This is a genomic window from Acidocella sp. (assembly GCF_050253495.1).
In the GTDB taxonomy this organism is placed as follows: Bacteria; Pseudomonadota; Alphaproteobacteria; order Acetobacterales; family Acetobacteraceae; genus Acidocella.
The window spans coordinates 1-25,424 of sequence record NZ_JBFWIX010000033.1 but is presented as its reverse complement, the minus strand read 5'-3'; the positions used below and the strand labels follow the sequence as shown (position 1 = coordinate 25,424).

At 62.1% G+C, this 25,424-nt stretch carries 29 protein-coding genes and 1 tRNA gene; 21 read left to right on the top strand and 9 right to left on the bottom strand.

Going from position 1 to position 25,424, the window contains the following annotated elements; genetic code table 11:
• Nucleotides 1-107: 107 nt before the first annotated feature.
• The gene (locus AB7D48_RS16590; protein ID WP_427981469.1) at nt 108-1,274 is read right to left on the bottom strand and encodes a DUF6538 domain-containing protein; all 1,167 of its coding nucleotides are present in this window, start codon (nt 1,272-1,274) and stop codon (nt 108-110) included.
• Between the two features lie 507 nt (nt 1,275-1,781).
• On the opposite strand from AB7D48_RS16590, the gene AB7D48_RS16585 reads away from it, so the two are divergent.
• The 12 genes from AB7D48_RS16585 to AB7D48_RS16530 all read left to right on the top strand — a co-directional run bounded on the left by AB7D48_RS16585 (nt 1,782) and on the right by AB7D48_RS16530 (nt 9,494).
• A complete protein-coding gene (locus AB7D48_RS16585; RefSeq protein WP_427981466.1) occupies nt 1,782-3,008 on the top strand; it encodes a tyrosine-type recombinase/integrase in 1,227 nt (408 codons plus the stop codon).
• Nucleotides 3,009-3,097: 89 nt separating this feature from the next.
• On the top strand, nt 3,098-3,847 hold the full coding sequence (locus tag AB7D48_RS16580) for a hypothetical protein (protein ID WP_427981464.1): 750 nt from the start codon (nt 3,098-3,100) through the stop codon (nt 3,845-3,847).
• A 106-nt stretch (nt 3,848-3,953) separates the two neighbouring features.
• Nucleotides 3,954-4,151 carry a hypothetical protein gene (locus AB7D48_RS16575; protein WP_427981462.1) on the top strand — a complete coding sequence of 66 codons (198 nt, stop codon included), beginning with the start codon at nt 3,954-3,956 and terminating at the stop codon, nt 4,149-4,151.
• 111 nt (nt 4,152-4,262) lie between these two features.
• Complete coding sequence (locus tag AB7D48_RS16570) at nt 4,263-4,457, top strand: hypothetical protein (protein ID WP_234732098.1); 195 nt, start codon at nt 4,263-4,265, stop codon at nt 4,455-4,457.
• Nucleotides 4,457-5,191 carry a bifunctional DNA primase/polymerase gene (locus tag AB7D48_RS16565; RefSeq protein WP_427981460.1) on the top strand — a complete coding sequence of 245 codons (735 nt, stop codon included), beginning with the start codon at nt 4,457-4,459 and terminating at the stop codon, nt 5,189-5,191. The genes AB7D48_RS16570 and AB7D48_RS16565 overlap by 1 nt, the downstream gene beginning before the upstream one ends.
• Entirely contained in the window at nt 5,188-6,750 is a 1,563-nt protein-coding gene (locus AB7D48_RS16560) for a hypothetical protein (RefSeq protein WP_427981458.1), read from the top strand. The genes AB7D48_RS16565 and AB7D48_RS16560 overlap by 4 nt, the downstream gene beginning before the upstream one ends.
• On the top strand, nt 6,743-7,174 hold the full coding sequence (locus AB7D48_RS16555) for a DUF5681 domain-containing protein (RefSeq protein ID WP_427981456.1): 432 nt from the start codon (nt 6,743-6,745) through the stop codon (nt 7,172-7,174). Before AB7D48_RS16560 ends, AB7D48_RS16555 begins: the two co-directional genes overlap by 8 nt.
• On the top strand, nt 7,171-7,398 hold the full coding sequence (locus AB7D48_RS16550) for a hypothetical protein (RefSeq protein WP_234732094.1): 228 nt from the start codon (nt 7,171-7,173) through the stop codon (nt 7,396-7,398). Before AB7D48_RS16555 ends, AB7D48_RS16550 begins: the two co-directional genes overlap by 4 nt.
• The gene (locus AB7D48_RS16545; RefSeq protein WP_427981454.1) at nt 7,395-7,580 is read left to right on the top strand and encodes a hypothetical protein; all 186 of its coding nucleotides are present in this window, start codon (nt 7,395-7,397) and stop codon (nt 7,578-7,580) included. Before AB7D48_RS16550 ends, AB7D48_RS16545 begins: the two co-directional genes overlap by 4 nt.
• Before the next feature lie 142 nt (nt 7,581-7,722).
• Nucleotides 7,723-7,968: a hypothetical protein gene (locus AB7D48_RS16540; protein WP_427981452.1), complete on the top strand. Its 246-nt coding sequence runs from the start codon at nt 7,723-7,725 to the stop codon at nt 7,966-7,968.
• Nucleotides 7,965-8,663, top strand: coding sequence for a hypothetical protein (locus tag AB7D48_RS16535; RefSeq protein WP_427981449.1), 699 nt, complete (start codon nt 7,965-7,967; stop codon nt 8,661-8,663). Before AB7D48_RS16540 ends, AB7D48_RS16535 begins: the two co-directional genes overlap by 4 nt.
• 300 nt (nt 8,664-8,963) lie before the next feature.
• A complete protein-coding gene (locus AB7D48_RS16530) occupies nt 8,964-9,494 on the top strand; it encodes a hypothetical protein (protein WP_427981446.1) in 531 nt (176 codons plus the stop codon).
• Nucleotides 9,495-9,950: 456 nt separating this feature from the next.
• On the opposite strand, the gene AB7D48_RS16525 is transcribed toward AB7D48_RS16530, so the two are convergent.
• Both AB7D48_RS16525 and AB7D48_RS16520 read right to left on the bottom strand, forming a co-directional pair.
• Nucleotides 9,951-10,026 (bottom strand) — tRNA-Glu (locus AB7D48_RS16525).
• Between the two features lie 90 nt (nt 10,027-10,116).
• Nucleotides 10,117-10,455 (bottom strand): hypothetical protein, encoded by a 339-nt coding sequence (locus AB7D48_RS16520; RefSeq protein ID WP_427981444.1) that lies wholly within the window; start codon nt 10,453-10,455, stop codon nt 10,117-10,119.
• Between AB7D48_RS16520 and AB7D48_RS16515 the strand changes: the two genes are divergently transcribed.
• Together AB7D48_RS16515 and rpoH are read left to right on the top strand one after the other, a co-directional pair.
• Nucleotides 10,440-11,414, top strand: coding sequence for an RluA family pseudouridine synthase (locus AB7D48_RS16515; protein WP_427981441.1), 975 nt, complete (start codon nt 10,440-10,442; stop codon nt 11,412-11,414). The genes AB7D48_RS16520 and AB7D48_RS16515 overlap by 16 nt on opposite strands.
• Nucleotides 11,415-11,646: 232 nt before the next feature.
• The gene (gene rpoH, locus AB7D48_RS16510; protein ID WP_427981438.1) at nt 11,647-12,555 is read left to right on the top strand and encodes an RNA polymerase sigma factor RpoH; all 909 of its coding nucleotides are present in this window, start codon (nt 11,647-11,649) and stop codon (nt 12,553-12,555) included.
• 69 nt (nt 12,556-12,624) lie between these two features.
• Here rpoH and dksA read toward each other — a convergent pair whose 3' ends face one another.
• Entirely contained in the window at nt 12,625-13,041 is a 417-nt protein-coding gene (gene dksA, locus AB7D48_RS16505) for an RNA polymerase-binding protein DksA (RefSeq protein WP_427981435.1), read from the bottom strand.
• A gap of 232 nt (nt 13,042-13,273) precedes the next feature.
• Between dksA and AB7D48_RS16500 the strand changes: the two genes are divergently transcribed.
• Together AB7D48_RS16500 and AB7D48_RS16495 are read left to right on the top strand one after the other, a co-directional pair.
• On the top strand, nt 13,274-14,068 hold the full coding sequence (locus AB7D48_RS16500; protein ID WP_427981432.1) for a glycosyltransferase family 2 protein: 795 nt from the start codon (nt 13,274-13,276) through the stop codon (nt 14,066-14,068).
• Nucleotides 14,065-14,745, top strand: a complete 681-nt coding sequence (locus AB7D48_RS16495; RefSeq protein ID WP_427981430.1) for a TVP38/TMEM64 family protein — start codon at nt 14,065-14,067, stop codon at nt 14,743-14,745. Before AB7D48_RS16500 ends, AB7D48_RS16495 begins: the two co-directional genes overlap by 4 nt.
• A gap of 85 nt (nt 14,746-14,830) precedes the next feature.
• On the opposite strand, the gene AB7D48_RS16490 is transcribed toward AB7D48_RS16495, so the two are convergent.
• From AB7D48_RS16490 to AB7D48_RS16475, 4 genes are all read right to left on the bottom strand, one after another.
• Nucleotides 14,831-16,111: a glycosyltransferase family 4 protein gene (locus AB7D48_RS16490; RefSeq protein ID WP_427981427.1), complete on the bottom strand. Its 1,281-nt coding sequence runs from the start codon at nt 16,109-16,111 to the stop codon at nt 14,831-14,833.
• Nucleotides 16,108-17,739: a glycosyltransferase family 2 protein gene (locus AB7D48_RS16485; protein WP_427981425.1), complete on the bottom strand. Its 1,632-nt coding sequence runs from the start codon at nt 17,737-17,739 to the stop codon at nt 16,108-16,110. The genes AB7D48_RS16490 and AB7D48_RS16485 overlap by 4 nt, the downstream gene beginning before the upstream one ends.
• An 87-nt stretch (nt 17,740-17,826) precedes the next feature.
• Nucleotides 17,827-18,258, bottom strand: coding sequence for a copper chaperone PCu(A)C (locus tag AB7D48_RS16480; RefSeq protein ID WP_427981423.1), 432 nt, complete (start codon nt 18,256-18,258; stop codon nt 17,827-17,829).
• Nucleotides 18,255-18,914, bottom strand: coding sequence for a glutathione S-transferase (locus AB7D48_RS16475; protein WP_427981421.1), 660 nt, complete (start codon nt 18,912-18,914; stop codon nt 18,255-18,257). The genes AB7D48_RS16480 and AB7D48_RS16475 overlap by 4 nt, the downstream gene beginning before the upstream one ends.
• A 58-nt stretch (nt 18,915-18,972) precedes the next feature.
• Here AB7D48_RS16475 and folP point away from each other — a divergent pair, with 58 nt between their 5' ends.
• The 5 genes from folP to AB7D48_RS16450 all read left to right on the top strand — a co-directional run bounded on the left by folP (nt 18,973) and on the right by AB7D48_RS16450 (nt 24,732).
• Nucleotides 18,973-19,815, top strand: coding sequence for a dihydropteroate synthase (gene folP, locus AB7D48_RS16470; protein WP_427981419.1), 843 nt, complete (start codon nt 18,973-18,975; stop codon nt 19,813-19,815).
• Entirely contained in the window at nt 19,808-21,178 is a 1,371-nt protein-coding gene (glmM, locus tag AB7D48_RS16465; RefSeq protein ID WP_427981417.1) for a phosphoglucosamine mutase, read from the top strand. The genes folP and glmM overlap by 8 nt, the downstream gene beginning before the upstream one ends.
• The gene (gene thiD / locus AB7D48_RS16460; protein ID WP_427981415.1) at nt 21,175-21,981 is read left to right on the top strand and encodes a bifunctional hydroxymethylpyrimidine kinase/phosphomethylpyrimidine kinase; all 807 of its coding nucleotides are present in this window, start codon (nt 21,175-21,177) and stop codon (nt 21,979-21,981) included. The genes glmM and thiD overlap by 4 nt, the downstream gene beginning before the upstream one ends.
• Nucleotides 21,982-22,038: 57 nt before the next feature.
• Nucleotides 22,039-23,751, top strand: a complete 1,713-nt coding sequence (locus AB7D48_RS16455) for a methyl-accepting chemotaxis protein (RefSeq protein WP_427981413.1) — start codon at nt 22,039-22,041, stop codon at nt 23,749-23,751.
• A gap of 69 nt (nt 23,752-23,820) precedes the next feature.
• Nucleotides 23,821-24,732 (top strand): pirin family protein, encoded by a 912-nt coding sequence (locus tag AB7D48_RS16450; RefSeq protein WP_427981410.1) that lies wholly within the window; start codon nt 23,821-23,823, stop codon nt 24,730-24,732.
• Nucleotides 24,733-24,740: 8 nt separating this feature from the next.
• Here the strand turns inward: AB7D48_RS16450 and AB7D48_RS16445 are convergent, their stop codons facing one another.
• Nucleotides 24,741-25,304, bottom strand: a complete 564-nt coding sequence (locus tag AB7D48_RS16445) for a PPK2 family polyphosphate kinase (protein ID WP_427981408.1) — start codon at nt 25,302-25,304, stop codon at nt 24,741-24,743.
• Nucleotides 25,305-25,424 lie beyond the last annotated feature (120 nt).

Here is a 25,424-nt window from a genome sequence, read left to right as displayed (position 1 = left end):
CAGGGCAGCTTGCTCAGCATCATCCAACATGACAGCAACCGCACGACCCTTCGACATCCTAGCCTCCCCAAGTTTAAGGTTTAGCCAGAATGTAGACTACTTTCCGATCAGAACACTAGCACGGCCTGCTGCTGCGCCCAGTTCACCACCCCAAGATTCAACAGTTCAGGTAGCAAAGGCACCAATCTTGGCGCGGCACGTGTTTTTGTCCCGACCTTGCGCAAATCCAAGCACAAAGTCTCGCCAACCTTCACCAAGACAGCCGGTGCTGTAGCAATTTCCTCCGTCCTCGCACCGGTTAGGGCAGCGATGGCAAGAAACCATGCGGCAGCAATATCGGTTTCATCGCCAGAGGCTTGAGTGAAGAGGCGGCTGCCAAACAGCTTTTTAAGCTCCTCGTCCGTAAAAGCGCGACGGCTATCACGCGAAAACTTCTCATCATGGATTTTACCGCGCGGCTTCACTTGTCCAAAATTATCGTTCTCGACGTGCCCGGCCTCGACCGCCCAGGCCATAAAGTTTTTAACGTGGCCCAGAGTTCGATTGATGCTGTTATGATTGAGCATACCCCCTCGCGTACTTGGGCGGTCGCGAAGATGGTCCGCGAAGCGTTTCACATCAGCACGCCGGATTTCGTTAATAGGCTTAGCGTCGATAAGGGTTTTCCAAATATCAAACGCTTGATTGTAGCTCCATCGCGTCTTGTCCGTCAGGCCAGGCTTGTCCGCCAAAAACGCACCTCTCAGCTCGTACCAAACAGGAGAGGCAGATTTCACAGAAGGCTCTACTTCGATAATTCTCCCCGAAGGAGTCTCATTCGTCGAAATATATTCCTGAGACTTCGAAACAGGGCGTTCCGCCGCAAACTCGCTCACATGTACTTCATGCGTATGAATCCAGCTGCTTTGCTTATCAACGAACAGGCTCTTGAGTTTCTCATCAAACTCCTTTTTCAAGCTCTGTAACTTGGCCTCCAAAACCTGCTTTTCTTGTTCAAATTCACGTTCCAACTCGAACGCGGCCGACACGAGGGCTTCTTCCCTCGCGCTCCTGCAGTTCAAGCTGTTCAGTGCATCTCTCATCTTGAGAGCGATTATGTGGAGGCAGGCTGCATAATCTAAGTAGATTTTTGCAGCCCGAATTTTCGCCAGCCGCGAATCGCTGGTCATCAACGACCCGACGACATGAGTGCGACCCAAAACAGCTGCTGCCTCAACCGGCAACCGGGCTCGGAAATAGTATCTTTGACGCCGTCTTTCGACGTACGAACACATTGCCATGAATGTCGTCCCGTGTGTCACAAGCATGTGTCACAAACGCGGGAAGACACCCTAAAATATCTAATTATATCAATATGTTATGATATAGTGGCGTCCCCAAGGGGATTCGAACCCCTGTTACCGCCGTGAAAGGGGGATAAATAGTGTCCATGTACGTCCCTAATCGTTCAGTAAGTATCTGATAAACCTAATATAACCGTCTAATACTGTTCAGTACTGTACGGCATCTTGTATGCCGTATAGACACGACGCGGTCAGATGCGGTAATCAGGGATTATATTATAAGGATTGGCCATGGCATCGGACTCATCCGCGTTTTTTGTAACTGCCCTGATATTTACTGCATCTTTTAGCGCGGATGCCTCAAAAAGCATCCGCGAGGCATCCGCAGGGCATCCGCGCCTTGCTTCCTGCCGCGAGAATTGAACCGAAAGGCGAGATATGCCGAGGCGAGCGAGAGACGAGAGGCTTGATACCCGGACGGCCCGGCTGGCGTTGCCGGTGAGGCGGGAACCCTACTGGCGGCACTTCCAGGAAGGCCGGGCGATTGGCTACCGGCGCATATCGGGCAAGGCCGGAACGTGGATAGCGCGCTATTACGATGCTGCCGGTGAGCGGGTGCGGAAATATCAGGCGCTTGGTACTGCCGATGACCTGCTAGATGCCGATGGCGTTTCAACCCTCACCTTCGCCCAGGCCCAGGATGCGGCCCGCGCATGGTTCCGCGAGATCACCCGCGCCGGGGGGCGCGTCATCGAAGCCCCTACCGTCAAAGAGATCATGGCCGATTACGTCCGCGACTATCAGGCACGCGGCGGCAAGGCGGCTGACCGGCTGGAACACACCATAGCTGCCCATATCTTGCCCGCTCTTGGCGACAAGAAAGCTGCAGAACTGACCCATGCGGCAATCCGGCGCTGGCACCAAGGGCTTGCAACAGCCCCGGCAAGGGTAAGGACAAAGGCGACGGCAACCAAGCAAGCAACCCGCAAGGTTGATCCGGCTGATGCCGATGGCCAGCGCGCCCGCCGCGCGTCCGCAAACCGCGTCCTGACCGTTCTGAAAGCCGCTCTGAACCTTGCTTTTCAGGATGGGCGCATTGCCTCGGATGAGGCATGGCGGCGTGTTAAACCATTCCAGAACGCCGAAGCCGCCCGCGTCCGGTTTTTGACCGATGACGAGGCGACAAGGCTTGTGAACGCCGCTGATCCCGGTTTCCGGCCAATGATCCAGGCCGCCCTACTGACCGGCGCGCGCTGGGGAGAGCTTACCCGGCTGCGCGTTGCAGACTTCAACCCCGATGCCAGAACCATTCACATTCGCCAGAGCAAGAGCGGCAAGCCCCGCCATATTACCCTGACCGATGAGGGCAAGGCTTTCTTCACCCAGCAAGCCGCTGGCCGTGCCGCCAAGGCCCTGCTGCTGCCACGCTCCGATGGCGACGAATGGGGCAAGAGCGAGCAGCAACGCCCCATGCTGGCCGCCTGTGCTGCTGCGAAGATTGCCCCAGCCATAGGCTTTCATATCCTGCGCCATACCCATGCCAGCCGCCTTGCCCGTGCTGGCGTATCACTGGCCGTCATCGCGGCCCAGCTTGGGAATGGCGAGGCGATATGCGCCAAACACTACGCCCATTTATCGCCGGATCATGTGGCCGATGCCATCCGCGCCGGGTTTGGTTCCATGGGCATTGTGGCGGAAAGCAACGTGAAGCCGATGAGGCGATGAGACCCGCGCCGGGTGGACCCCGGCAAACGATGGGCCGAGCAGCGATTGCAACGCTACCCGGCCCGATGATCCTATAATGGAGAGAAACCATGAATAAGACCGAAGCCAGCGATAGCATACCACCCACCCCGCAGGCAAAGCCGCTAGAAAAGTATGCTTATCGGGCCGCTGTCTATAACGCTGCCTCGATCCTGGGGCGGAAGGACGACAAAACCCATGCGCCACGCCTCTTCGTCCCCACGCTGGAAAAGCCTAAGCTGCTGGCGACCGAAATTCGGGAAATAGCGGAGCGCGTGGCCGCCGATCCTGGCGACAGGGTTATGAAGTTGATTAACTGTTTAAGACTGACACCGGCTCAGGCTGAATATATGCTCATATTCGTCATGAGCGCCGTAAACTTCGCCGCAAACCGGCACAAGGTGAAAGCCCATTTGAGCGATACAGACTCCCTGTGCAAGGAGCAGGCTACCACGCTTGAGGCTGTTCTTGCAAAGTTGGCGAATCAGCCCGGGGTTCTTGTGCTGCCTTCCGAACGCGAGGCCGTGGCGAAGCTGGCCGCGTCTTTGCGCTATCAGGGCGAGAAGCGCGAAGCCGATCAAGCCCGCTTGAGCCAGAAGCTAGACACACCCAGCGCCGTCGTAATGACCGCCGCCCGCAAGATTCATCATTACGTAGGTGAAGGCTATTTACCTAAGCTGGAAGCGACTGAAATTGCCGTGTTGCTTTCGGGTGCACTGGGGTGCGACGTGGCACCAGCCACCGTCCGCGAGGCGTTGCGCCGTTGTGGGGATTTTCCTTCCACCAAGCGCCCAAAATCCCGCGATTTTGAAAAAGCGTAAGTAAATATCTGCAAATTTTTGAAGCTTTCCGGAGCATAGAAAGACTGCTGGCGGTGCGTTGCGGGTGGTAAAATACGGGCATGTTCAAAACCATGCAGGAGTGCACATGCAACCCCGTTTTTTGAAAATTGCTGATGCTGTTGCCTATTCTGGCAAGTCGCGTACAGCGCTTTATCTGGCGATGGCGCGTGGCGAAATCACCGCGCGTAAGAGCGGAAAGATCACGCTGATCGACCGTGAGAGCCTGGACCGGCACCTTGATGCCCTGCCGCGCGCGGAAATCCGCATCCCTTCCGCCGCCTAAACGAAACCCGAGACCTTACGGCCCCGGGCTGCACTTTAGGAAAACTCTTGCTGGCAATAGAGTTTTAGCAAATGGCAGCGCGGCGCGCAAGGCATTTTACGGAGCTTGCCCGTGCAAAAAGACATTCCTGATTTTCTTACCCGCCGCGACCTGCGGCACGCTGCCGAAGCCCTGGCAGCCCGTGCTGTTTACATTCGCGCCCGCCTCAGTCGCGACCCTGTGCTTCGCCGCGCCGCACTAAGGGAAGCCCGCCGCTGCGAGCGCATCGCCGCGTTGCTGGCGGGGCTGTTGGGGAGTTTCGGCTAATGACCGTTCGTCATGCCTTATTCATGGCCGCCGCTGGACGCGCCGTGTTTCCGATGAACCCCGAAACCAAGCGCCCGGCCTGCGCCCATGGCGTGAAGGACGCCACCACCGATCCGGCGGTTATCCGCGAATGGTTCAGCCGCCCCGGCCTGGTCCCCGCTGTGGCAACTGGCCAGCCGTCCGGCATTGTCGTGCTCGATATCGACCGGCAGCACGGCGGCTTAGATTGGCTGGCTGACCAGATGGACCGGCTGCCGGAGACTGAGGTTTATGCCACGAAAAGCGGCGGCCGTCATTTCGTGTTTCAGTACCGGCCCGGCCTGCCAACTATCGCCTTGAATCGCATTGGCGGCGGAGTGGAGCTTCGCAGCACCGGAGCCAGCGCGATTGATTGGCGCGCCCTCGGATATACACGAATCTCCGATGCACCGCCCGCTCAATTCCCGGAATGGTTGCTGCCGCCCAAGCCCGCGCCGCGCGATCCTGCACCGCCTCGGGTTCCTGATGATGCCAGCCTTGCCCGCTTACTCCGTTTTGCGTCTGGTGCCAGTGAAGGCGAACGGAACCGCCGCCTATTTTGGGCCGGGTGTAGGCTGGCCGAACAAGTACAGAACGGCACTCTTAACCCTGCCTATGCCATCGCGCTGATAGAGGCGGCTGGGGTGAACGCTGGGTTGCCCCGCAACGAGGCCCGCGCGACCGCGCTGAGCGCCATTCAAGGGGGGCGGCCATGAACATGCACAATGACCCCCAGGCCGCCGCCGAGGCCCTGCTGAGCCGCGCTATGCTGCCCTCCCTGCTGATAGACAAGGGCGATCTGCCCGCCGCCGTAAAGGCTGCGGCGGAGATGCTGGCAGCCACTGGACTGATCTTCAACCAGGGCGGCTTCCTGGTCCGCATCCATAACGAGCCAGGCGAGGCGGTGCGGGCCGTGCCGGTAACGCATCATGCCGTCACCATGTGGGCGCATGAGCTTTGCCGCCCGGTTTCGCTGGATGACAAAGGCCATGAAAAACCCGTGACCTTTCCAGAGCGCGCCGCGAAGATGCTGGTTGATGCCGTGAGCATGTTTCCGCCGCTGGACGGCATCGCCACCGCGCCGCTTCTCGCCCCAAATGGCGGCATCCGCAGCCACGAAGGTTACGACCCGGCAACGCGGCTGTACTGCGCCAGAGCGCCCCGTGTGAACGTACCAGAGCGCCCCAGCCGGGCTGTTGCTGAGGCGGCGCTGCTGAAAATCCGGCAGATGTTCGCCAGCTTCCCCTTCGCGGGCAGCCAGCGCATCACCGCCGGAGAGCTTGACCGCGTGGACCTGGGCCTGCACCCCGGCGAAGCGGAGAGCGCCTACTTGGCCGCCTTGCTGACCGCAATCTGCCGCCCCAGCCTGACACTGGCACCCGGCGCGATCATCACCGCCCCGGAAATCTCCGGCGCTGGAAGTGGCAAAGGTTTGCTGGTCCAAGCCGCTTGTAACATCGCATATGGCCAGCATCCGCCCGCCTTCACCGCTGGCAGCGACAAGGCCGAGTTAGAAAAGCGCATCGCCTCGGAACTGTTGCAGTCTGGCCCCGCCTTTTTCTTGGACAACGTGAACGGCACGGCGCTGAAATCAGATACGCTTGCCTCCGTTATCACCGAGCGGCCAGCCCGCGTCCGCGTGTTTGGTGAAACCCGCATGGCGGAACTTAACAGCACCGCCTGGATTGCCGTCACCGGCAACGGCTTGACCATCTCCGAGGACTTAGCGCGGCGCTTCCTGGGGGTAGAATTAGAGCCAAATTGCGATGATCCAGAGGCCCGCGACTTTCCCCAAGGACGCGATGGCTTTCTTGCTGAGATCAAGGGGCGCCGTGCTGAATTGCTGAGTGCAGCCCTAACCATCTGGCGCTGGGGCAGGCAGAACGAGATGAAGCGCGGGAAGCCGCTTGGCAGCTTTGAGACATGGGCGGAATGGGTGCGCGATCCGCTGCTAACCCTTGATTGTCGCGATCCGGTGGAGGCCATCGCCAAAGCCAAGGCCCGCGATCCGTTCCGGCTTCGCGTATCCGAGCTTTTTGAAGCCTGGTGGCAGGAACACCGCACCGCGCCGATGAAGATTGCTGAACTGCACGATTCCGTGAGGAGCATAGCTGATCCGCAGGGGCGCGGGCGGCAATATATGGCGACCTTCATAGGCAAACTTTCCGGCACCCGCGCCGCCGGTTTCATGCTGGTCCGGCAGGATGCCGCCGGAGCGCGAAAGAATGGCGCGACGTACCAGCTTCGCAAAATTGAAGGGGGGCACAATGCCTGAAAATTCAGCGAAAAAACAGGCCGGGCGATTCCAGCCCGGCCAGTCCGGCAACCCGGCAGGCAAGCCCCGTGGGGCGCGCCACAAGGCGGTGCAGGCCATGGACCTTCTAGGGCGCAACGAGGGCGAGGAAATCCTATTGAGCGTTATCCAGGCCGCAAAAAAGGGCGACATGCGCGCGGCTGAAATAATCCTGCGCCGCATCTGGCCGGAAACAAAAGGCAGGCCGGTGCAGATTGACCTGCCCGCCGTGTCCGATGCCGGTGGCGTGCTGGAAGCTATGGCCGCGATCACGCAAGCCGCCGCTACCGGTGAGATCACGACCGATGAAGCCGCGTCTCTGGCCGCTCTGGTTGAAGGTCAGCGCCGCGCCATCGAAACCCACGATCTTGAAGCCCGAATTGCAGCACTGGAGACGCGAAAATGAAAGCGATTAAGACCCGTCTGGAAAGGCTGGAAGCCAAAACCTCCCCGGCCATACCGGCTCTGCCGGAAATCGTTCACGAGATCACCGAGCCTGGCACATTCGGGCCGGTTCTGGTTGCGCGCATGATCCGCCGCGCTGGTGGAGTGTTGGAAGCAGCACCCGATGACGGACGCGGCCCCCTGCCTCGCCCGTGGCGGTCTGCTGGTGATGGAGAGGCAGCATGAGCCGTCTGCGCGTCCGACTGGCCGCCCTAGAAGCCGCCCCTAGTGACGAACCGCCGCTTGACCGGCCAGTGGTGGAATGGACGGACAAACAGCTTACTCACCGCATCTTTAGCAAGCCAGTGAACCCCGAGAGCATTCCCGACGATTGGTTGATTGAGATCATCACGGCCGAGATCGGCTAGCGCCTCGATCTGGCGCTAGCCAGCCGCGCAACATCAAGTAATATCAAAGATTTTCCGTGCGAACGCCCCTCTATTGTGGTATTATGATACCACATTTGTGAGGGTCTTTGTTGTGAGTTTAAAACGTCAAGTAAAGCTGGCCATGGATGAGGCGCTGAAAAACGAAGCTGACGAGCGCAATGCTGCGGCGTTTCGAGAGCAGCTTTCTGGCTTTGGGTACGATGACGAGACGTTGCAAAATATCAACCTCGAAGGCCTCAAAGCACTCTACGAGCGTGAAACGCGCGGGAACGGCGGTGCCAGTGACCACCGTCTGGCCCTGGCCTTTGATGGGCGCTCCAAGGACATTTCCGCCCGTTATGGCGTTTCCCGTCCCCGGAGGCTGTGACCGTGGGCTCGCTATCTGAGGACCGGCGCGAACTAGCTGGGGCCCAGAAGCGCCTTGCCGATGCCGAGCGCGAGCTTGCGGCGGTCCGTGGCATTGACCCGTGGGGGCTAATAGCCGCCACCAGTGAGAAGCTAGAGGCGGCCCAGCAAGCGCTTCAAGAAGCGCCTGATGACGTGGACGTTCTGGTGGCCCGGCGGCTGGGGCAGCCCGTTGCGGATTGCCGCCCTAAATCCGAACTACAGGCCGAGGTTGCGCGTGCCGAGGCCGAGGTTGAGGCAGCCAGGAAAACCCGTGTCGAGATTGAGCGCCGCACCAGCGATGCTGAGACAAAGGTTAGATGGGCGAAGTCTGACGTGGCCATGGCCATTCGCCGCCTGCTTGAGGATTCGCCCGAGGTGGCCGCGCTGGTTAACGAGATCAAGGCGCAGGAAAAGAAGCTGATTGAGCTTTATCACCAACTAAACGCGGTTGGCGGCGTGGTGGAGACGCAGACGCACATGAGCGCCCGTTTAATCGCTAAGGCTTTCACACACCCGCTGCATCCGGACTGGGGGATGCTTCCCGCCGTTGAAAGTGAGGCGGTGACGGCGTGGCACGCTGCGGTGCAGCGGCTGCAAGTTGATGCGTTCACCCCGCTGCCGGGCGGTGCAGCGCCTTCGCCACCTTCGCGACGTAAACTGTTCAAGGCAGCCTAATCGCGGCGCGGGCTTTAATCCTTTCACCGCGCGCGCGTCCGGGGGGCGGCGGTTTTCCTCGGGCCGTCGCCCCTACACTTCCATGGTATAAGCCGCTTCCCGTTTGTGTATCTGGCATATTCGCTCGAAAGGCTTCATGTTGGCTTAGTATCATTTCGATTTAAGCCTGAGCGAGAGGTGGCAATGCACAGCGTTTGGTCCCCCCTATGGGTGCTAGCTCCATTTGTTTTCGCATTAATCGGCGCTGTTACGGCCAGACTGATCTGCAATCGAAAGAAGATTTCGTCTGCATGGGTTGCCGTGAGTATTTTTTTGCCGATTGCAGTTTTGATTATGGAGGTGATGCCTACCAAGGCAGGAGAACCCGGCCCCTCCACCCGAACGTGTGAAGCCTGCGGAGGCACCATTTCAACGTTGGCCCCCCATTGCCCTCATTGCGGCCACCCACAACGAATCCAAGGCAAGCCGTCTGTTCGAAATCTCATTCTCGAATGGAGCGGTGTCACCATAATTAGTGTGAGTTTCTTGGCAATCCTGGCCTTCTATTACGGGTCAGGCGATTCAGCCTTTTTGGCTAGCCCGCGCACGTTTCCGGCTTGCGACAGCTATAATGCTAAAAGCCAAGTAGAAAACGCCATTGCCAAGGCCCCTATGGGCAAGCTGCTTGGCCTCTCAATCATTTCTTGGGACAGCGAAACCCAAATCTCTAGCACAGAATCGGAGGAGGAGTGCCAAGCCTCAATAACAATGAACAATGGGCAGGAATATCAGGCAGCGTACAAGTTCTATCTGAAGGGCGATCAGATATTTGTCGAGTTTCGGCTTAATTAGCAGTTTACGCCTACGGCTTGAAAGCCGGAGCAATCTCCTACCCCCGTTTAGCAGGTTTAGCAGGTTTAGCAGGGGGGCACCCGAATAAAACCCAAGGCATAACCGTAATCTTTTGCAAAAACTGCAAGAAACCGTAACGAATATAAGGGGTGGCGCGGATGCCTCGTGCTGGTTTTTTGGCGGAAAGCCGGGCTTTTTTGACCCCAAAAATAGGGCATCCCACTCATCCGCGCAGGCATCCGCACGAAAAAATGTAGATTATACCAAGGCAGTTACATTCTAGCGCGGATGAGTCCGATGCTTTTTGAATCTTAGCGCGTGAAAAAATATAAGAACTATACAACCATGGGAGAGTTAAGGGGTAATCCAGGCATGTCCCGTACCGTGTATGCCGTACATATGCCGTATGACCGGATTAGATGCTGTGGATAACTTGAAAATATGCAGGGAAATCAATGGCGTCCCCAAGGGGATTCGAACCCCTGTTACCGCCGTGAAAGGGCGATGTCCTAGGCCTCTAGACGATGGGGACGAGGCACGGTGCGCCGCTCCTTAAGCTACCGTCGCGCTCATGACAAGCCGGATGGACAGTATTTTTACCTGTCCACCTTCCAGATGCTCCTCACGGGCTGGCCAGCACGGTTCGCACCACACCCGTCTGTGGATTCAGCAACAACAGCCTGTCCCCCTTCGGCCCACTCACCCAGACCGCCAGATCCTCCCCGGCGGAGGCAATTCCGGCGATATGTTCCCCAGGCGCCAAGCTGGCTGCCGCGGCGGCGGGCACATTTCCCGGGGCCGGTACAACGGCCATCTGCGGGGGCGTTGGCGCGGCGTTGAATCTGGCATAGAGACGATGGATGATCGTGCCGATAACCACCGTGGTCCCGATGATGATCAGCACCCCCATGATCCCGACAATCGCCTTCAACCCCCGCAAATTCTGTGGCTGATCCTGCATGTCTCTCCGTCCTGGCGGCACCGGAGGATTCCGGCTTCCGGCTCGATTCTTATCTCGCCCAGCGCATCGGCACCATCTCGCGTTCCCGCGTCAAGAGCCTGATCCTCGAAGGCGCCTGCCGGAAAAACGGCATGGTCACCAAGGACGCCTCCGAATCCGTGCAGCCCGGCGCCACCTACAGCCTGACCCTTCCCCCCGTCGCGCCCTCCCTGCCCCAGCCCGAATCCCTGCCGCTCGATATTCTGTATGAGGACGATGCCCTGCTGGTGCTCAACAAGCCCGCCGGTCTGGTGGTGCACCCCGCCCCCGGCAATCCAGACGGCACATTGGTCAACGCCCTCATCGCCCATTGCGGCGACAGCCTCACCGGCATTGGCGGCGAGCGGCGCCCAGGCATCGTCCACAGGCTGGATAAGGACACCTCCGGCGTCATGGTGACAGCCAAAACCGAGCTGGCCCTCACCCGCCTCAGCGCCGCTTTCGCCGCACGGGATCTGGACCGCGAATACAAGGCCCTTTGCTGGGGCCTGCCCAGCCCGGTGAGCGGGCGCATCGAGGGAGATATCGGCCGCGACCCCAAGGAGCGCAAACGCATGGCCGTGGTCACCCGCAACGGCAAGCATGCGGCCACCAACTACCATGTGCTGCGCAATGCCGGGCTGGGCGCCGCCCTCATCGCCTGCCGGCTGGAAACAGGCCGCACACACCAGATCAGGGTCCATATGGCGCATATAGGCCATCCCCTCATCGGCGACCCGGTTTACATCAAGCGCCGCCCGGCCGCCGCCAAGCTGCTGCCCGAGCCTGCCCGCACCTTGGCCCTGGATTTTCCCCGCCAAGCCTTACATGCTGAAATTCTTGGCTTTTCTCATCCCATCAGCGGGCACCCCTTGCGCTTTGCCGTACCACCGCCGGAAGATTTCAAGGCCCTCGCGGATGCATTGCTCGCATGCGCCTGAAACAGGACAAATACGGTCGTTTTTGTTGACGCCTGCGGACGGACGTACGTAAACTCACTTCATGACCTCGAACCTGAACGCTTTCACCAAAAACCTTACCCTCTTTTAAGAGGACTAAGTGCATGACGGTGTTAAATTGTTCTTGTTCTAAGGGTAGCAATACTGTCCCTTTATGCGGGCTGGCCATACCGGCCCGCGGCCGACGGGACAATACGAAGAGAGGAGTATCCGTATGGCCTCCACTATGACCAATCTGGCCCCCGACACCAGCCTGACGCGGTATATGCAGGAAATCCGCAAATACCCCATGCTGTCGCACGAGGAGGAAGAGCGTCTCGCCCGCGCCTGGCGTGACAATGGCGACCAGAGGGCGGCGCACAAGCTCGTCAATTCCCATCTGCGCCTCGTGGCGAAAATCGCCATGGGCTATCGCGGCTATGGCCTGCCCGTCTCGGAGCTGATCTCCGAGGGGAATGTCGGCATGATGCAGGCTGTTCGCCGGTTCGACCCGGAGCGTGGCTTTCGCCTGTCCACTTACGCTATGTGGTGGATCCGCGCGGCCATCCAAGAATATATCCTGCATAGCTGGTCCCTGGTGAAAATGGGCACAACAGCGGCGCAGAAAAAGCTGTTCTTCAATCTGCGCCGTCTAAAGGGCCAGATGCAGGCGATCGACGATGGCGATCTCCAGCCCGAGCAGGTGAGCAAGATCGCCACCTTGCTGGATGTGCCCGAACAGGACGTGGTGAACATGAATCGCCGCCTGTCCTCGCCGGACAACTCGCTCAACGCCCCCATCAAGATGGATGGCGAGGGCGAGTGGCAGGATTGGCTGGTGGATGAGTCCGACAGCCAAGAAACCGAGATGGCGGAACGCGAGGAGCTGACCGGCCGCAAGGCCCTTCTGGCCAACGCGTTGAAAACCCTCTCCGAACGCGAGCGCCACATCCTGGTGGAACGCCGGCTGCGGGACAATCCCACCACGCTGGAAGAACTCTCCCAGCATTACGATATCTCGCGCGAGCGCGTCCGTCAGATCGAGGTGCGCGCGTTTGAAAAGCTGCAGAAATCCATGAAGACCCAGGTGGCCGAGCAACGCCTAGCCGCCAGCGCCAACTCCGCCTCCCTGCAGCTGCACTGACAATAACGTCCAGCAACAAAAAACCGGGGCCAAAAGCCCCGGTTTTTCTTGCTTAACCGTCTGAGGGTCTCAATCGTCGCGGTGGACCTTCTCCATCCGCTCATGACGCTCCTGCGCCTCGATGGACAGCGTGGCGATCGGCCTGGCTTCCAGCCGCCGCAGCCCGATCGGCTCTCCCGTTTCCTCGCAATAGCCATAGGTGCCGGTTTCGATCCGCTCCAGCGCCTGGTCGATCTTGCCGATCAGCTTGCGGGCCCGGTCCCTGGTGCGCAGTTCCAGCGCCCTGTCGGTCTCGACGCTGGCCCGGTCGGTGATATCGGCCTCCAGGATCCCCCCCTCGCCGAGCGAGGCCAGGGTGCCGTTGGCCTCCTTCACCAGATCGCCTCGCCAGCGAAGCAATTTCTGGCGGAAATATTCGGTCTGCATCGGATTCATAAACTCTTCGTCTTCCGATGGCCGGTAATCCGGAGGCAACGAAATCAGCATGCCGTCAGATCCTTAAATTCGCGGGCGAACCTTCCGCCCGCCCTGTGTTTGAGCGGGCTTATAGCGATGCTCAGGAAACAAGCCAAGGCCAAGCGGTTCACCACGCGCGGGGCTGGCGGGCCTTGCGCGCCCATGCCATGAATGGGCCTGAAGATGAACAATTGACGACACCCGCCTGCCCGCCTCGCGCACCGCCCCGCCATTGGCGGAATCGGGCCACAGATACGCCTTAATGCTGAAGCTGAATAACATCATGAACATCGAAACCCGCTTCCTCTCCGAAGCCGACCCCATCCCCGGCACCCCGCTGATCTCGGTGGTGGTACCGGTTCATAACGAAGCGCCCAACCTGAAGCCGCTGATCAGCGCCATCAGCATGGCGCTGGCGGGAATTGAGCATGAGATCGTTTATGTGGACGATGGCAGCACGGACACCACCTCCAGGGTGCTGGCCGAAATCGCCCAGACCCTGCCCACGCTGGTGCGGGTGCGCCACAAACAAAGCTGCGGGCAAAGCGGCGCCGTGATCACCGGGGTAAAAACCGCGCGCGGCGCCTATATCGCCACGCTGGACGGCGACGGCCAGAACGACCCCGCCGATATTCCCGCCATGCTGGAAGCCATGCTCCAGGCCGAGGCCAAGGGGCCGCGCCCCGTTCTCATCGCCGGGCACCGCGTCAACCGCCAGGACAGCAACGCCAAGCGCTACGGTTCGCGCCTTGCCAACAAGGTGCGCGCCTGGGCGCTGAAGGATGCCACGCCGGATACGGGCTGCGGGTTGAAGCTCTTCCGCCGCCAGGCCTTCCTTGAGCTTCCACATTTCGACCATATCCACCGTTTCCTGCCAGCTCTCTTCATCCGCGCCGGGGGGCAGGTGGTCTCCGTGCCGGTGCGGCACCATGCCCGCGCTCACGGTGCCTCGCATTATAACAACTGGCAGCGCCTCAAGGTTGGCCTCGTCGACCTCGCGGGCGTGGCTTGGCTCCAGCGCCGCTGGAAAGTCCCGCAGATCGAGGGCCGTGAATGAGCGACACCGCCCCGCGCGCCATCACCACGACCAGCACCACCGCCAAGGCGCTGAAACCGGCGCTGATGGCGGGCGGGCTGATCGCCATCGCCGCCGCCCTGCCGCTGATGGGCCATGGCGCGGCGCAATCCACCCTGGCCACCGCCTTGTCGCAAGGCGGGCTGCGCGGGCAGACGGTGTTTCTGCTCCTCGCCACTTTTCTCGTGGCCATCGGCCTGCCACGCCAGATTCCGGCCTTCGCCGCTGGCTACGCCTTTGGCCCCTGGTACGGCACCGCCATCGCGCTGGTGGCGCAACTCCTTGCGTGCAGCCTGGACTTCATCTGGGCCCGCGCCATCGCGCAGGATTTCTGCCGGCGTAAATTCGGCGCCCGGCTGGCCTGGGTGGACCGCACCCTAGCCCGCCACCCCTTCACCGCCACGTTGATGCTGCGCCTCATGCCCATCGGCAACAACCTGCTGCTCAACCTCGCCGCCGGGCTTACCTCGGTGCGGATGCTGCCCTTCCTGACCGCCTCGGTCATCGGCTTCGTTCCGCAAACGCTGGTCTTTGCCTTGCTCGGCAAGGGCAGCGCGCCAGATCATACGCATCTGTTGCTGTTGGGAGGCGCCACGTTCATCGCCTCCGCCCTGTTGGGTCTGTTGCTGCTGCGCCAGAACCGCGCCGCCCTGGATTGAAGCCCTGGGATATTTTAGGGGCGGCGGTTTCGCAACCCCCCCTGAAAATTCCGGCTCGTTTCCAGGGTGGCGTCCCAAACAAGCCTCAAATGGCGGCTTCCTCCTCCGTCAGCGCGGCCTCGTAAACATCCATATAGGCTTTCGCCATCTCCTCCCGCCCGCTCGGAGGGCTGATCCCAGCGGCCAACCGCTCCCACAACCCCTCTTGCGTGGCGGCGCGGCGGATCGTCTCCGCCAAGGCGCGCACATCCCCCATTTCGAACAGCAGCCCATCCACCCCGTCCGTCACCCGTTCCGCCGGGCCGCCTTCGCCCGAGGCAATGACCGGCCGGCCGAAATGCCAGGCTTCCGAGATCACCAGACAATAAATCTCCCACCAGAGCGAGGGCACCACCACCCAATCCACCCGCCCCATCCTGGCCGCGATCTGGTCGTGATGATATGCGCCATTGAAACTCACCCGCCGCTCGCGCGCCGGGCGGGCGGCCTCCTCCTCCAGGAATGTCTCGATTTCGCGCCGCCTCTGCGGGCCCGCGAAGTCGATATTCGCGCCATTGATCTCGACCTCGAAATCGTCGAACCCCTCGGCGCGCAGCATGTTCACCGCCTCCAGCAGCACATGCAGGCCCTTCACATCCACCATCTGCCCGAAAAACCCGAACCGGTTGCGCCGCGCGGGGGCCATTCCCGCCTGGGGTTTCGACGGCATGCGCAAACCATTGGGCACATGCAGGATCTTTTCCGGGTCCAGCCCCCAGCGGGCAAAGGGCGCCACCATGAAACGGCTGGGCACGGTGAACAGATCCACCACCGCCAGATTCGCCTTCATCCATTGCTCACGCAGGAAAAAATGCTCCGGCGGCAATGACGGCAGGCATTGATGGCATCTGGATTGCGAGGCATGCCCGCATAGCGAGCCATCCGTCTTGCGCACCATATGCCCATCCGCCGCGCAGATTGTCAGGAACTCATGCGCGGTGAACACGATCCGCGCATGCGCCAGCACCTGGCGCGTCAGCGTCAGAGCGTCGATGCCATAAGTCATGAAATGATGAAAATGCACCACATCCGGCCTGACCTGCCGCAGAAACGCGGCAAATCCCTCAGCCTGCGCCGGGCTGGAGAATTTCTGCCAGACATAATCATAATCCCGGCAGAGAAACAGGAACTCATCCTCCCGTCCATCGAAGCCGGTAACCCCCGCCCCGCTCTTGAACAAGGCCTGGGCGTTGGAATCGGCCGAGCAAAGCAGCACCGGCTCGACCCCCGGCAGCGCCTTCAGCCCCTCGAACAATTCATAGGCCACCTGCTGCGACCCGCCGCGCACCAGCTCCGGATGATACATGGCGACGATCAGCACCTTCACGGCACGCTCTCCGCCAGCAGCGGGTGCCCGGGCGCCTCGCCCAGCAGCCCATCCCGCAGCTTCTCCAGCCAATCCCGGGTGAACAGCCAGCGATTCACCGCCAGCGCCCCCTCATGCACCGGCTGGCGGGCACTGCCCTGCCCCTCCAGATGCCAAAGCCGCAAATCCGCGAGCCAGGCGGGCCGCCCCGCCTCCAGGCTGCGCAGGCAAAAATCCGCGTCCTCATAGTGACCGAATATGTAATCCTGGGAAAACCCATCCAGCTTGTCGAACCAGCCGCGTTCGCAGGACATGAAGGCCCCCGTCACCGCCGGCACCGGGCGCGGGCGCAACAGCTCCGCGGCTTCCGGCGGCGCGCCCTTGCCATAATGGGCGGCGCGCAGAACACACACATCCGTTTTCTGGTCCAGCATGAAGCCAGGAACCGTATCCGTCTCGAAATACATACCCGCATGCATCAGGGCGCCGTTATCATGATACAGCGCCGCGCCGAACACCCCCGTGCATTCGGCGGGCAACTCCTCCACCAGAGCCAGATGGCGCGCGGCGAAATCCCGTGTTTTCACGAACGCGTCGGGATTCATGAAAATCAGCCGGCCGGTGCGGGCATGGGCCGCCGCCAGATTATTCGCCGCCGCGAACCCGGCATTGGCCTCCAGCAGGATCAGCGTGATGTCCAGCCCGTGGATCATCCTCGCCAGGGCGGCGTCCCGCAGCAGCCTCTCGGCCAGGGCCTGGCTGTTGCAGACATAGATGAACTCATAGGCCTCGGCCCCCGGGCAGCGCGCGAACGTGGCCTGCTGCAAGGCCAGATATTCCGCCTTGCCATAGAGGCAGACAATGACCGAGGCCCTGGGCACACGCCCCGGTTGATGGAAACGCTCTATATAAGGCGCGCTGACCGCCCGGCGCGTGAGCATCCGGCTGAAATCGACGAGATGCGCGCCGATGGCCTTGTCGATCGCGGCGACCGCATTGAAATAAGCCGGGCCGGGATAATGCGACACCGCCAGATGATTCAGCATCGTGCCGCGCAGCTCGATATCGCCCACCGGCTCGATCGTCACGATCTGTACCAGCTCGGCACCGGATTTCAGCCGCAGCACCACATTGCACTTGCCCCATGGCAAATGCTGGGCGGCATGGATGAACCCCCAGAATCCAACCGGGTGCGGCGTATGCACCCCGGCGACCTGCTCCGCGTCCGGCCGGCGGGTACGGGCCAGCCCGCTGGCTGAAAAGGCGATGGACCAGCCCGCGACATACAGCTCCACCGTATCCAGCCGGTCGAGCGCGTCATTCACCCAGCCCTCGATATAAATCCCGCCCGAGACGGAGAGCTTGATCGCATCCACCACGCCCACCGGAGTATGAGGCGTTTCCGCCGGCTGGCCGGAGCGGGCGGTGATAATGACCCGGTCCCGGGGCAGGCCGCTCGGCGCCACGGCCAGGCGCCCCTCCGCGTGGCCATAATGTTCGTAATGCTCCCGGCCGGACCTGAACTTGCCTTCCGCCACGGCCACCAGCACATCGGGATTGAGACGCAGATAGGTTTCCTCGTCGAACCCCGGCAACGACGCGGCCCGCGCCGTGGCGCCGCCGGTCTTGCCCCTCGCCACGTCGTTCATGCCATCCTCCAGCCCGCCTGCGCCCTGGGGAGGGTAACGTCATCACCCCCCCGGTACAAGCCGCCCGGATCCGCGCTGGATGAACGCTCAGCCCTTGGGGCGCTTGCTCGCGTTCAGGAACCCGCCAAGCTGCCCCGCCTGCTGAAAGGTGAACGCGCACGGCAGGACGGAGCCACGCTCCACCGGATATTGCATGTCCTTCAGCTCAAGATAGATACCGCCCGGCGCCAGCGCGATCGTCGTCTTGGCGGGAATGACGAGCTGAGTCAGCGCCTTGCCGTCCTTGCCCATCAGAATGGTCTGGCCCGCGTTCGGGCAGCTCCAGGAGGTCAGCACGTCATCCGTCAAGCCATCGTTGTGAATCCGCAAAAACCCCTCGGAAGAGGTCTGTTTCACCGTCGTCCGCCAGACGGAACCGTCATCCAGCCGGATATTGATGTTCGGGGTCGTGGTGGCGGCCAGCGCCGGCGCGGCGCAGAGCAGCAACGGCGCGGCCAGCAGCAAGTGACGGCGGATCATGCAAGGCTCTCATATTTTTCAAGTTGCCAGGACACAGGCTCCTTTTCGGCGATCCCGTACCATTCCGCAACCAGCGGATGCGCCCGCACCGCCTCGCAATAGGCCCGGCTGACCGGCGAAAGCGGCGGCGCATAAGTCAGCAGCCGCGCCACGATGGGCGCATACATCGCATCCGCGGCGTTGAAATCCGCCCCGAACAGATAAGGCCCGCCCGCGCCGAACGCCGCGCGCGTTTCAGCCCAGATCGCCTCGATCCGCGCGAGATCCGCCAGGCTTTCGGGCGTTTGCCCCAGCCCGGCATAATCCGTCCGGCCCAGATTCATCGGCATGGCGACCCGCAAGGCGCGGAACCCGGCATGCATCTCCGCGGCGATGGCCCGCGCCCGCGCCCTGGCCAGCCGGTCGCGCGGCCACAAGGCCGGGGCGATATCGGCGCAATATTCCGCGATGGCGAGGCTCTCCCAGATCCTGGCGCCGTCATGCTCCAGATAGGGCACCGTGCCGCTGGGCGACACCTTCTTCACCTCCGGCGACTCACCACCTTCCAGCGGCACGAAGATGTCCCGCGCCTTCAACCCGGACAGCCGCACCAGCAGCCAGCCACGTAGGGACCAGGACGAATAGCGCGCCGTGCCGAGATAGAGTTTTGCCGTCATTGCGTACCTCCTGCCCCACTCTATAGCCCCGGCTCCGGCAAGCATGATAGGGGCGGGCATGGCGCTGCAAGTAACGGAATGGGCGGGATTGCCGTTGAACCGCCCGCTGGTGATGGGGATCCTGAATGTCACGCCGGATTCGTTCTCGGATGGCGGGCGGCACGAGAATGCGCGGGAGGCCATCGCGGCGGGCCTGCGCATGCTGGCCGAAGGGGCGGATATTCTGGACATAGGCGGCGAGAGCACCCGCCCCGGCGCCGCCCCGGTCACCCCCACGGAGGAGCAGGCCCGGATCTTGCCGGTGGTGCGCGCCCTGGCGCGGGCTGGCGCGGTCATTTCCATCGACACGCGCAACGCCGCCACCATGGGCGCGGCGCTGGCGGCGGGCGCCCGGATCGTCAACGATGTTTCCGCCCTCCGGCACGACCCCGCCGCGGCGTCCCTGGTGGCGGCGGCATCTTGCCCGGTGGTGCTGATGCATATGCGCGGCAACCCGGCCGACATGAACGACCACGCCACCTACCAGGATGTGGCGGCACAGGTGACGGCGGAGCTTGCCGCCGCGCGGGACGCCGCCCTGGCGGCCGGAATCAAGCCCGGGCAAATCTGCCTGGACCCCGGGCTCGGTTTCGCCAAGATCGGCGCGCAGAACATCGCCGTGCTGCGGGCCACCGCGCGGTTGGCGGGGCTTGGCCATCCCTTGCTCATCGCCCTCTCGCGCAAGCGGTTCCTGGGTGAGATTTCCGGCGAGGCGCGCGCCGCGCGCCGCGATCCTGAAAGCCTGGCGGCGGCAATCTATGCCGTGAGCCAAGGGGCGCATATATTGCGCGTGCATGACGTGGCCGGAACCGTGAACGCCTTGCGGGTCTGGCGGAGATTGACTGAGAGAGATGATGGATAAAAAGCCCCAACGCCGCCTGTTCGGCACGGACGGGATTCGCGGCACCGCCAACAAGGCGCCGATGACGGCCGAAACGGCGCTCAAGCTCGGCCAGGCGGCCGGGCTGCTCTTCACCCGGGGCGACCATAAGCACCGCGTGATCATCGGCAAGGACACCAGGCTGTCCGGCTATATGCTGGAACCCGCCCTGACCGCCGGCTTCACCTCGGCGGGCATGAACGTGACGCTGGCGGGCCCCCTGCCCACCCCGGCCATCGCCATGCTCACGCGTTCCCTACGGCTGGATCTGGGCGTTGTCATTTCAGCCTCGCACAACCCGTTCGAGGATAACGGCATCAAGCTGTTCGGCCCGGACGGCGCCAAGCTGTCGGACGCAACCGAGGCCGAGATCGAGGCCCTCATGGCCGAGGATCTGTCCGACCGGATGGCGCCACCGGAAAAACTCGGCCGCGCCGCGCGGCTGGTGGATGCCGCCGGGCGCTATATCGAGGCGGCGAAATTCTCCCTGCCGCGCGGTTTACGGCTGGAGGGGCTGCGGATCGTTCTGGATTGCGCCCATGGCGCCGCCTACAAGGTCGCCCCCGCCGCCTTGTTCGAATTAGGGGCGGAGGTGATTCCGCTCGGCGTCTCGCCGGATGGGTTCAACATCAACCGCGAGGCCGGCTCCACCGCGCCGAAAGCCCTGTGCGAGGCGGTGCTGGAACATCATGCCGATATCGGCATCGCCCTGGACGGCGACGCGGACCGGGTGATCCTGGCCGATGAGCGCGGCGAGATCATCGACGGCGACCAGATTCTCGGCCTCATCGCGCGGGACATGGCGGAAGCCGGGCATCTGCGCGGTGGCGGCATCGTCGCCACGGTGATGAGCAATCTGGGGCTGGAACGGTTTCTGGGCGGCATGGGGCTGTCCCTCACCCGCACCAAGGTGGGCGACCGCTACGTGGCCGAGACAATGCGCGCCCTGGGGTTCAATCTGGGCGGCGAGCAATCGGGCCATGTGATTCTCTCCGACTTCGCCACCACCGGGGATGGGCTGGTGGCGGCCCTGCAGGTGCTTTCGGTGCTGGTGCGGTCGGGCAAGCGCGCCTCCGAGGCCTGCCGCGTGTTCGACCCGCTGCCGCAATTGCTGCGCAATGTGCGTTACCACGGCGCTTCGCCGCTTGGGCTGACGCATATCCAGGACGCCATCGAGACCGCCTCCCAGCGGCTCACCGGCCATGGGCGGGTGCTGATCCGCGCCTCGGGCACCGAGCCGCTGATCCGCGTGATGGCCGAGGGCGAGGATCAGGCGCTGATCGAGGAGATCGTGGACGGACTCTGCGCCGAAATCGCCGCCGCCGCCACCCAGGCCGCCGAATGATCGCGCGGGTTCTGAGCATAGCGGGCTCCGATTCCGGCGGTGGCGCGGGAATCGAGGCGGACATCAAGACCATCTCCGCGCTGGGCGGCTATGGCTGCACCGCCATCACCGCGCTGACCGCGCAAAACACGCTGGGGGTGCGGGATGTGCACCCGATTCCGGCGCCGTTCGTGGCGCTCTGCATGCGCACCGTGCTGTCGGATATTGGCGTGGACGCGATCAAGCTTGGCATGCTGACAAATGAGGCGATCATCCGCGAAGTGGCCGCCAACCTGCCGCAAGACGTGCCGGTGGTCCTGGACCCGGTGATGGTCTCCACCTCGGGGGCCGTGCTGCTGCCGGACGGCGCCATCGACGCCTTGATCTCGGAACTGATAAGCAAGGCTTCGGTAATTACGCCAAATCTGCCAGAAACCAGCAAAATCACGGGCTTACCGGTTGGGACCGAAACCGAGCGGGTCGCGGCGGGGCGCCGGTTATTGGAAATGGGCGCCAAAGCCGCCTTGGTGAAAGGCGGGCATGGCGAAGAGTCGGCCCTGACCGACCTGCTGATCACGCCGGAATCGGTCATCGCCATCACCTTGCCACGCCTTGCAAGCCGCAACACCCATGGCACGGGCTGCACCATGTCCTCCGCCATCGCCACCGGGCTGGCGCAGGGGATGGAGCTGGAGGCGGCGGTGCGCCGGGCGCGGGCCTATCTGCAAGAGGCCATCCGCACCGCGCCGGGCATCGGCGCGGGGCATGGGCCGGTGAACCATCTGGCGGGCCAGGAACAACCGGCCTGGCCGGCGGCAAATTAATCCAGAATTAAAACGATTCGTGGTTATCTCGCGCATAGACCAAATGCGAGCGGAGCCATGTCACCTTTCCAGGCATTGAATGAACGGCTGAGTTTTTCCAAACTGAACAACCATTTGCAAGACAGGCTCCGGAGCGCGAAATCCATCATCATGGCGGCGATGCCCGCCGCGCTCGACGCCTCCTACGCGCAGATCCGCGCCACGCCGGACACGGCGCGGTTCTTTACCTCCGACGCGGCGGTCGGCCAGGCCAAGAGCAAGCAAAGCGCGCATTGGGACCATATCTCCAACGGCAATCTGGACGAAACCTATGCGCGGTCGGTGATTCACGTGGGCGAGGTCCATGCGCGGATCGGCCTGGAGCCGCGCTGGTATATAGGCGGCTATAATATCGTGCTGGGGCATCTGCTGACCGCCCTGCTGGAGGCGCGCTGGCCGGAATCGCGCCTCGCCAAGAACCGGAACCAGATCCGCCATCAGGCGATCGAAGAAGCCGTGAGCATCACCAAGGTCGTCATGCTGGATATGGACATGGCCATTTCCGCCTATCTGGACAAGCTGGACCAGGAGAAGCAGGCCGCCGAAGCACGCCTGCGCGAAAGCGCCGAAGCGGTCGGGAACGCGATGGGCCCGGCGATGGCGGCATTGGCCTCCGGCAATCTGACACACCGGATCGGCGATGTGCTGCCACCGGAATACGCCAAATTGCGAGACGATTTCAACGCCGCCATGGAAAAGCTTTCCGCCACGCTGAACGGTGTTCTCAGCGCGTCCCGGACGATCAGCGGCGGGGTGGATGAGCTAGCCCATGCGTCGGACGACATGTCCCGCCGGACCGAACAACAAGCCGCCAGCCTGCTGGAATCCACCACCGCGCTGAACGAACTGACCAAGGGGGTGAAGCATATGGCCGACGGCACCGCCGAGGCCACCAAGACAGCCAGCACCATGAACAACCGGGCGGAAAACTCACGCGGCGTGGTGGCGGAGGCCGGCGCCGCGATGGAGCAGATCGAAGGCTCATCGCGCGAAATCGGCCAAATCATCGGATTGATCGACGATATTGCCTTCCAGACCAACCTGCTGGCGCTGAATGCCGGGGTGGAAGCCGCCCGCGCGGGCGATGCCGGGCGCGGCTTCGCCGTCGTCGCCTCGGAGGTCAGGGCGCTGGCCCAGCGCTCCGCCGATGCCGCGAAGGCGATCAAGAGCCTGATCTCGACCAGTTCCAGCCAAGTGAACCAAGGGGTGGACCTGGTCCGCAAAACCGGCACGACGCTGGATGGGATTATCAGCAGCGTCGGGCAGATCGACAAGCTCATTGCCGACATGGCCAGTACCGCGACCAACCAGTCCGGCGGGTTGGGAGAAGTCAACGAGGCGCTGGGCCTCATGAACAACACCGTGCAGCAAAACGCGGCGATGGTGGAGGAAAGCACCGCGGCCGTGCATTCGCTGCGCGCCGAGATCGAGGGATTGAACCGCTTACTCGCCGCCTTCAAACTATCCGGCACGGCCGCGTTCAGCCAGCCAACCAGCCGCGCTTCCGCCAACCGCCCAAGCGCCGCCAACCGGCCTGCCGCGTACCGCCAGACCATGACGGCTTCCAGCAAGCCCGACCTCAACAGACTTTCCGTGCCAACGAAGCGGCGCGGCGCCGGCGAGTGGAGCCAGAAGAGCAGCCAACAGACAATCAATGCGATGCAAGGTGACAAGGGAGACGACACAGCCAACCCCCTGGCCCTGGACATGGAGAACGCGACCGAGGAATGACCCCCGATGCCACCCTGGCTTGACCGCTGGAGCTGGGTTATTCAACGATAACCTGGAACCGGAGCGGCAATGTCCTGGCTGCATACCCCCCAAACTGGCCCCGAGGGCGGGGCCAGCATCGTTATTACGCCCATCACCCATGATATAGGTGGTTTACGTGTGCGCCGCGCCTTGCCACACGCGAAACGGCGCATGGTGGGGCCATTCGTGTTTCTGGACCATATCGGCCCAGCCCGTTTCGAGCCGGGCCATGGGCTGGATGTGCGGCCGCACCCGCATATCGGACTCGCGACCGTAACCTATCTGATGCGGGGGCGAATCCTGCATCGGGACACGCTGGGCAGCTCCCAGGAAATCCGCCCCGGCGAAGTGAACTGGATGACCGCCGGGCGCGGCATCGCCCATTCCGAGCGAACCCCGCCCAATACCAGGACGCGGGCTCAGCCGATTCTCGGCATTCAAAGCTGGGTGGCTCTGCCCAAGGCGGCGGAGGAAAGCGAGCCTGGATTTTTTCATTATCAGGGTGAAAGTCTCCCGCAACTTGAAGCTGACGGAATCGTGGCGCGGGTCATCGCGGGGCAGGCTTATGGCGCCACATCGCCTGTCCGCGTATTTTGTGGCACGCTTTATGTGGATGTCAGCCTCAATGCCGGCGCGTCACTGAAGCTGCCGGACGAGCATGAGGAACGCTCCGTGCAAATCATCTCCGGCGAGATCGAGATCGGTGGGGAACGCCATGGCGAGGGGCTGTTGCTGCTCTTCCGCCCCGGGGATGCCATTACCATCCGCGCGCGGCGCGACAGCCGGTTGATGCTGCTGGGCGGCGAGCCCATGGACGGGCCGCGCCATATCTGGTGGAATTTTGTTTCCAGTTCGCGGGAGCGCATCGAACAGGCGAAGGAGGATTGGCTTCGCCAGCGTTTCGGAGTGGTGGCGGGCGATGAGCGGGACTTCATTCCCCTGCCCGGCGCCACGCCATGACAAGGCGCCTACGGCGTAAGCCCCTTGGCCTGATGATAATCCCGCCTGATTTTGTCCAGATCAACCGATGGCGCGGGCAAATGGAGATTCATGTCATCCAGCGTCGCCTCGATAATCTGGGAAACGGCCAGATTGCGGAACCATTTATGATTGGCGGGAATGACATACCATGGCGCCGCCTTGGTGGAGCATTTTTCCAGCATGGCCTCGTAGGCTTCGGTATATTTACCCCATAGGGCACGCTCCTTGTAATCGGCCTCGCTGATCTTCCATTGCCGGGCAGGATCGTCGAGCCGCTGGCGAAAACGCTCAAGCTGTTCCTCGGGCGAAATATACAGGAAAAACTTCAGAATGGTGACCTGGCCGCGGACCAGAAGCTTTTCAAAGTCGTTGATGATTCCATAACGCTTGGACCATGTTTTTTCCGGCACGAGGCCATGCACCCGCGCCACCAGAACATCCTCGTAATGAGACCGGTTGAATACACCGATTTCACCCAGCCCCGGCACATGGGCATGAACACGCCAGAGGAAGTCGTGCCGTTTTTCCTCTTCCGTCGGCTGTTTGAACATACATTCCCCAAGTGGCATGCCGTCTGACGTGAGTTTCGCCTGAATCCGACCGCAGGACAATCATTTTCCGTCCCGAGCGGCGTCGTCGGGCGCGCAAGGCGCTGAGACAGGGCAGATCGG

Excerpts from the sequence above, each read along its gene's own strand:
- AB7D48_RS16590 (WP_427981469.1), bottom strand. The coding sequence starts at position 1,274 with ATGTGTTCGTACGTCGAAAGACGGCGTCAAAGATACTATTTCCGAGCC.
- AB7D48_RS16580 (WP_427981464.1), top strand. The coding sequence starts at position 3,098 with ATGAATAAGACCGAAGCCAGCGATAGCATACCACCCACCCCGCAGGCA.
- AB7D48_RS16575 (WP_427981462.1), top strand. The coding sequence starts at position 3,954 with ATGCAACCCCGTTTTTTGAAAATTGCTGATGCTGTTGCCTATTCTGGC.
- AB7D48_RS16565 (WP_427981460.1), top strand. The coding sequence starts at position 4,457 with ATGACCGTTCGTCATGCCTTATTCATGGCCGCCGCTGGACGCGCCGTG.
- AB7D48_RS16560 (WP_427981458.1), top strand. The coding sequence starts at position 5,188 with ATGAACATGCACAATGACCCCCAGGCCGCCGCCGAGGCCCTGCTGAGC.
- AB7D48_RS16555 (WP_427981456.1), top strand. The coding sequence starts at position 6,743 with ATGCCTGAAAATTCAGCGAAAAAACAGGCCGGGCGATTCCAGCCCGGC.
- AB7D48_RS16550 (WP_234732094.1), top strand. The coding sequence starts at position 7,171 with ATGAAAGCGATTAAGACCCGTCTGGAAAGGCTGGAAGCCAAAACCTCC.
- AB7D48_RS16545 (WP_427981454.1), top strand. The coding sequence starts at position 7,395 with ATGAGCCGTCTGCGCGTCCGACTGGCCGCCCTAGAAGCCGCCCCTAGT.
- AB7D48_RS16540 (WP_427981452.1), top strand. The coding sequence starts at position 7,723 with ATGGATGAGGCGCTGAAAAACGAAGCTGACGAGCGCAATGCTGCGGCG.
- AB7D48_RS16520 (WP_427981444.1), bottom strand. The coding sequence starts at position 10,455 with ATGCAGGATCAGCCACAGAATTTGCGGGGGTTGAAGGCGATTGTCGGG.
- rpoH (WP_427981438.1), top strand. The coding sequence starts at position 11,647 with ATGGCCTCCACTATGACCAATCTGGCCCCCGACACCAGCCTGACGCGG.
- dksA (WP_427981435.1), bottom strand. The coding sequence starts at position 13,041 with ATGCTGATTTCGTTGCCTCCGGATTACCGGCCATCGGAAGACGAAGAG.
- AB7D48_RS16500 (WP_427981432.1), top strand. The coding sequence starts at position 13,274 with ATGCTGAAGCTGAATAACATCATGAACATCGAAACCCGCTTCCTCTCC.
- AB7D48_RS16495 (WP_427981430.1), top strand. The coding sequence starts at position 14,065 with ATGAGCGACACCGCCCCGCGCGCCATCACCACGACCAGCACCACCGCC.
- AB7D48_RS16485 (WP_427981425.1), bottom strand. The coding sequence starts at position 17,739 with ATGAACGACGTGGCGAGGGGCAAGACCGGCGGCGCCACGGCGCGGGCC.
- AB7D48_RS16480 (WP_427981423.1), bottom strand. The coding sequence starts at position 18,258 with ATGATCCGCCGTCACTTGCTGCTGGCCGCGCCGTTGCTGCTCTGCGCC.
- AB7D48_RS16475 (WP_427981421.1), bottom strand. The coding sequence starts at position 18,914 with ATGACGGCAAAACTCTATCTCGGCACGGCGCGCTATTCGTCCTGGTCC.
- folP (WP_427981419.1), top strand. The coding sequence starts at position 18,973 with ATGGCGCTGCAAGTAACGGAATGGGCGGGATTGCCGTTGAACCGCCCG.
- glmM (WP_427981417.1), top strand. The coding sequence starts at position 19,808 with ATGGATAAAAAGCCCCAACGCCGCCTGTTCGGCACGGACGGGATTCGC.
- thiD (WP_427981415.1), top strand. The coding sequence starts at position 21,175 with ATGATCGCGCGGGTTCTGAGCATAGCGGGCTCCGATTCCGGCGGTGGC.
- AB7D48_RS16455 (WP_427981413.1), top strand. The coding sequence starts at position 22,039 with ATGTCACCTTTCCAGGCATTGAATGAACGGCTGAGTTTTTCCAAACTG.
- AB7D48_RS16450 (WP_427981410.1), top strand. The coding sequence starts at position 23,821 with ATGTCCTGGCTGCATACCCCCCAAACTGGCCCCGAGGGCGGGGCCAGC.
- AB7D48_RS16445 (WP_427981408.1), bottom strand. The coding sequence starts at position 25,304 with ATGTTCAAACAGCCGACGGAAGAGGAAAAACGGCACGACTTCCTCTGG.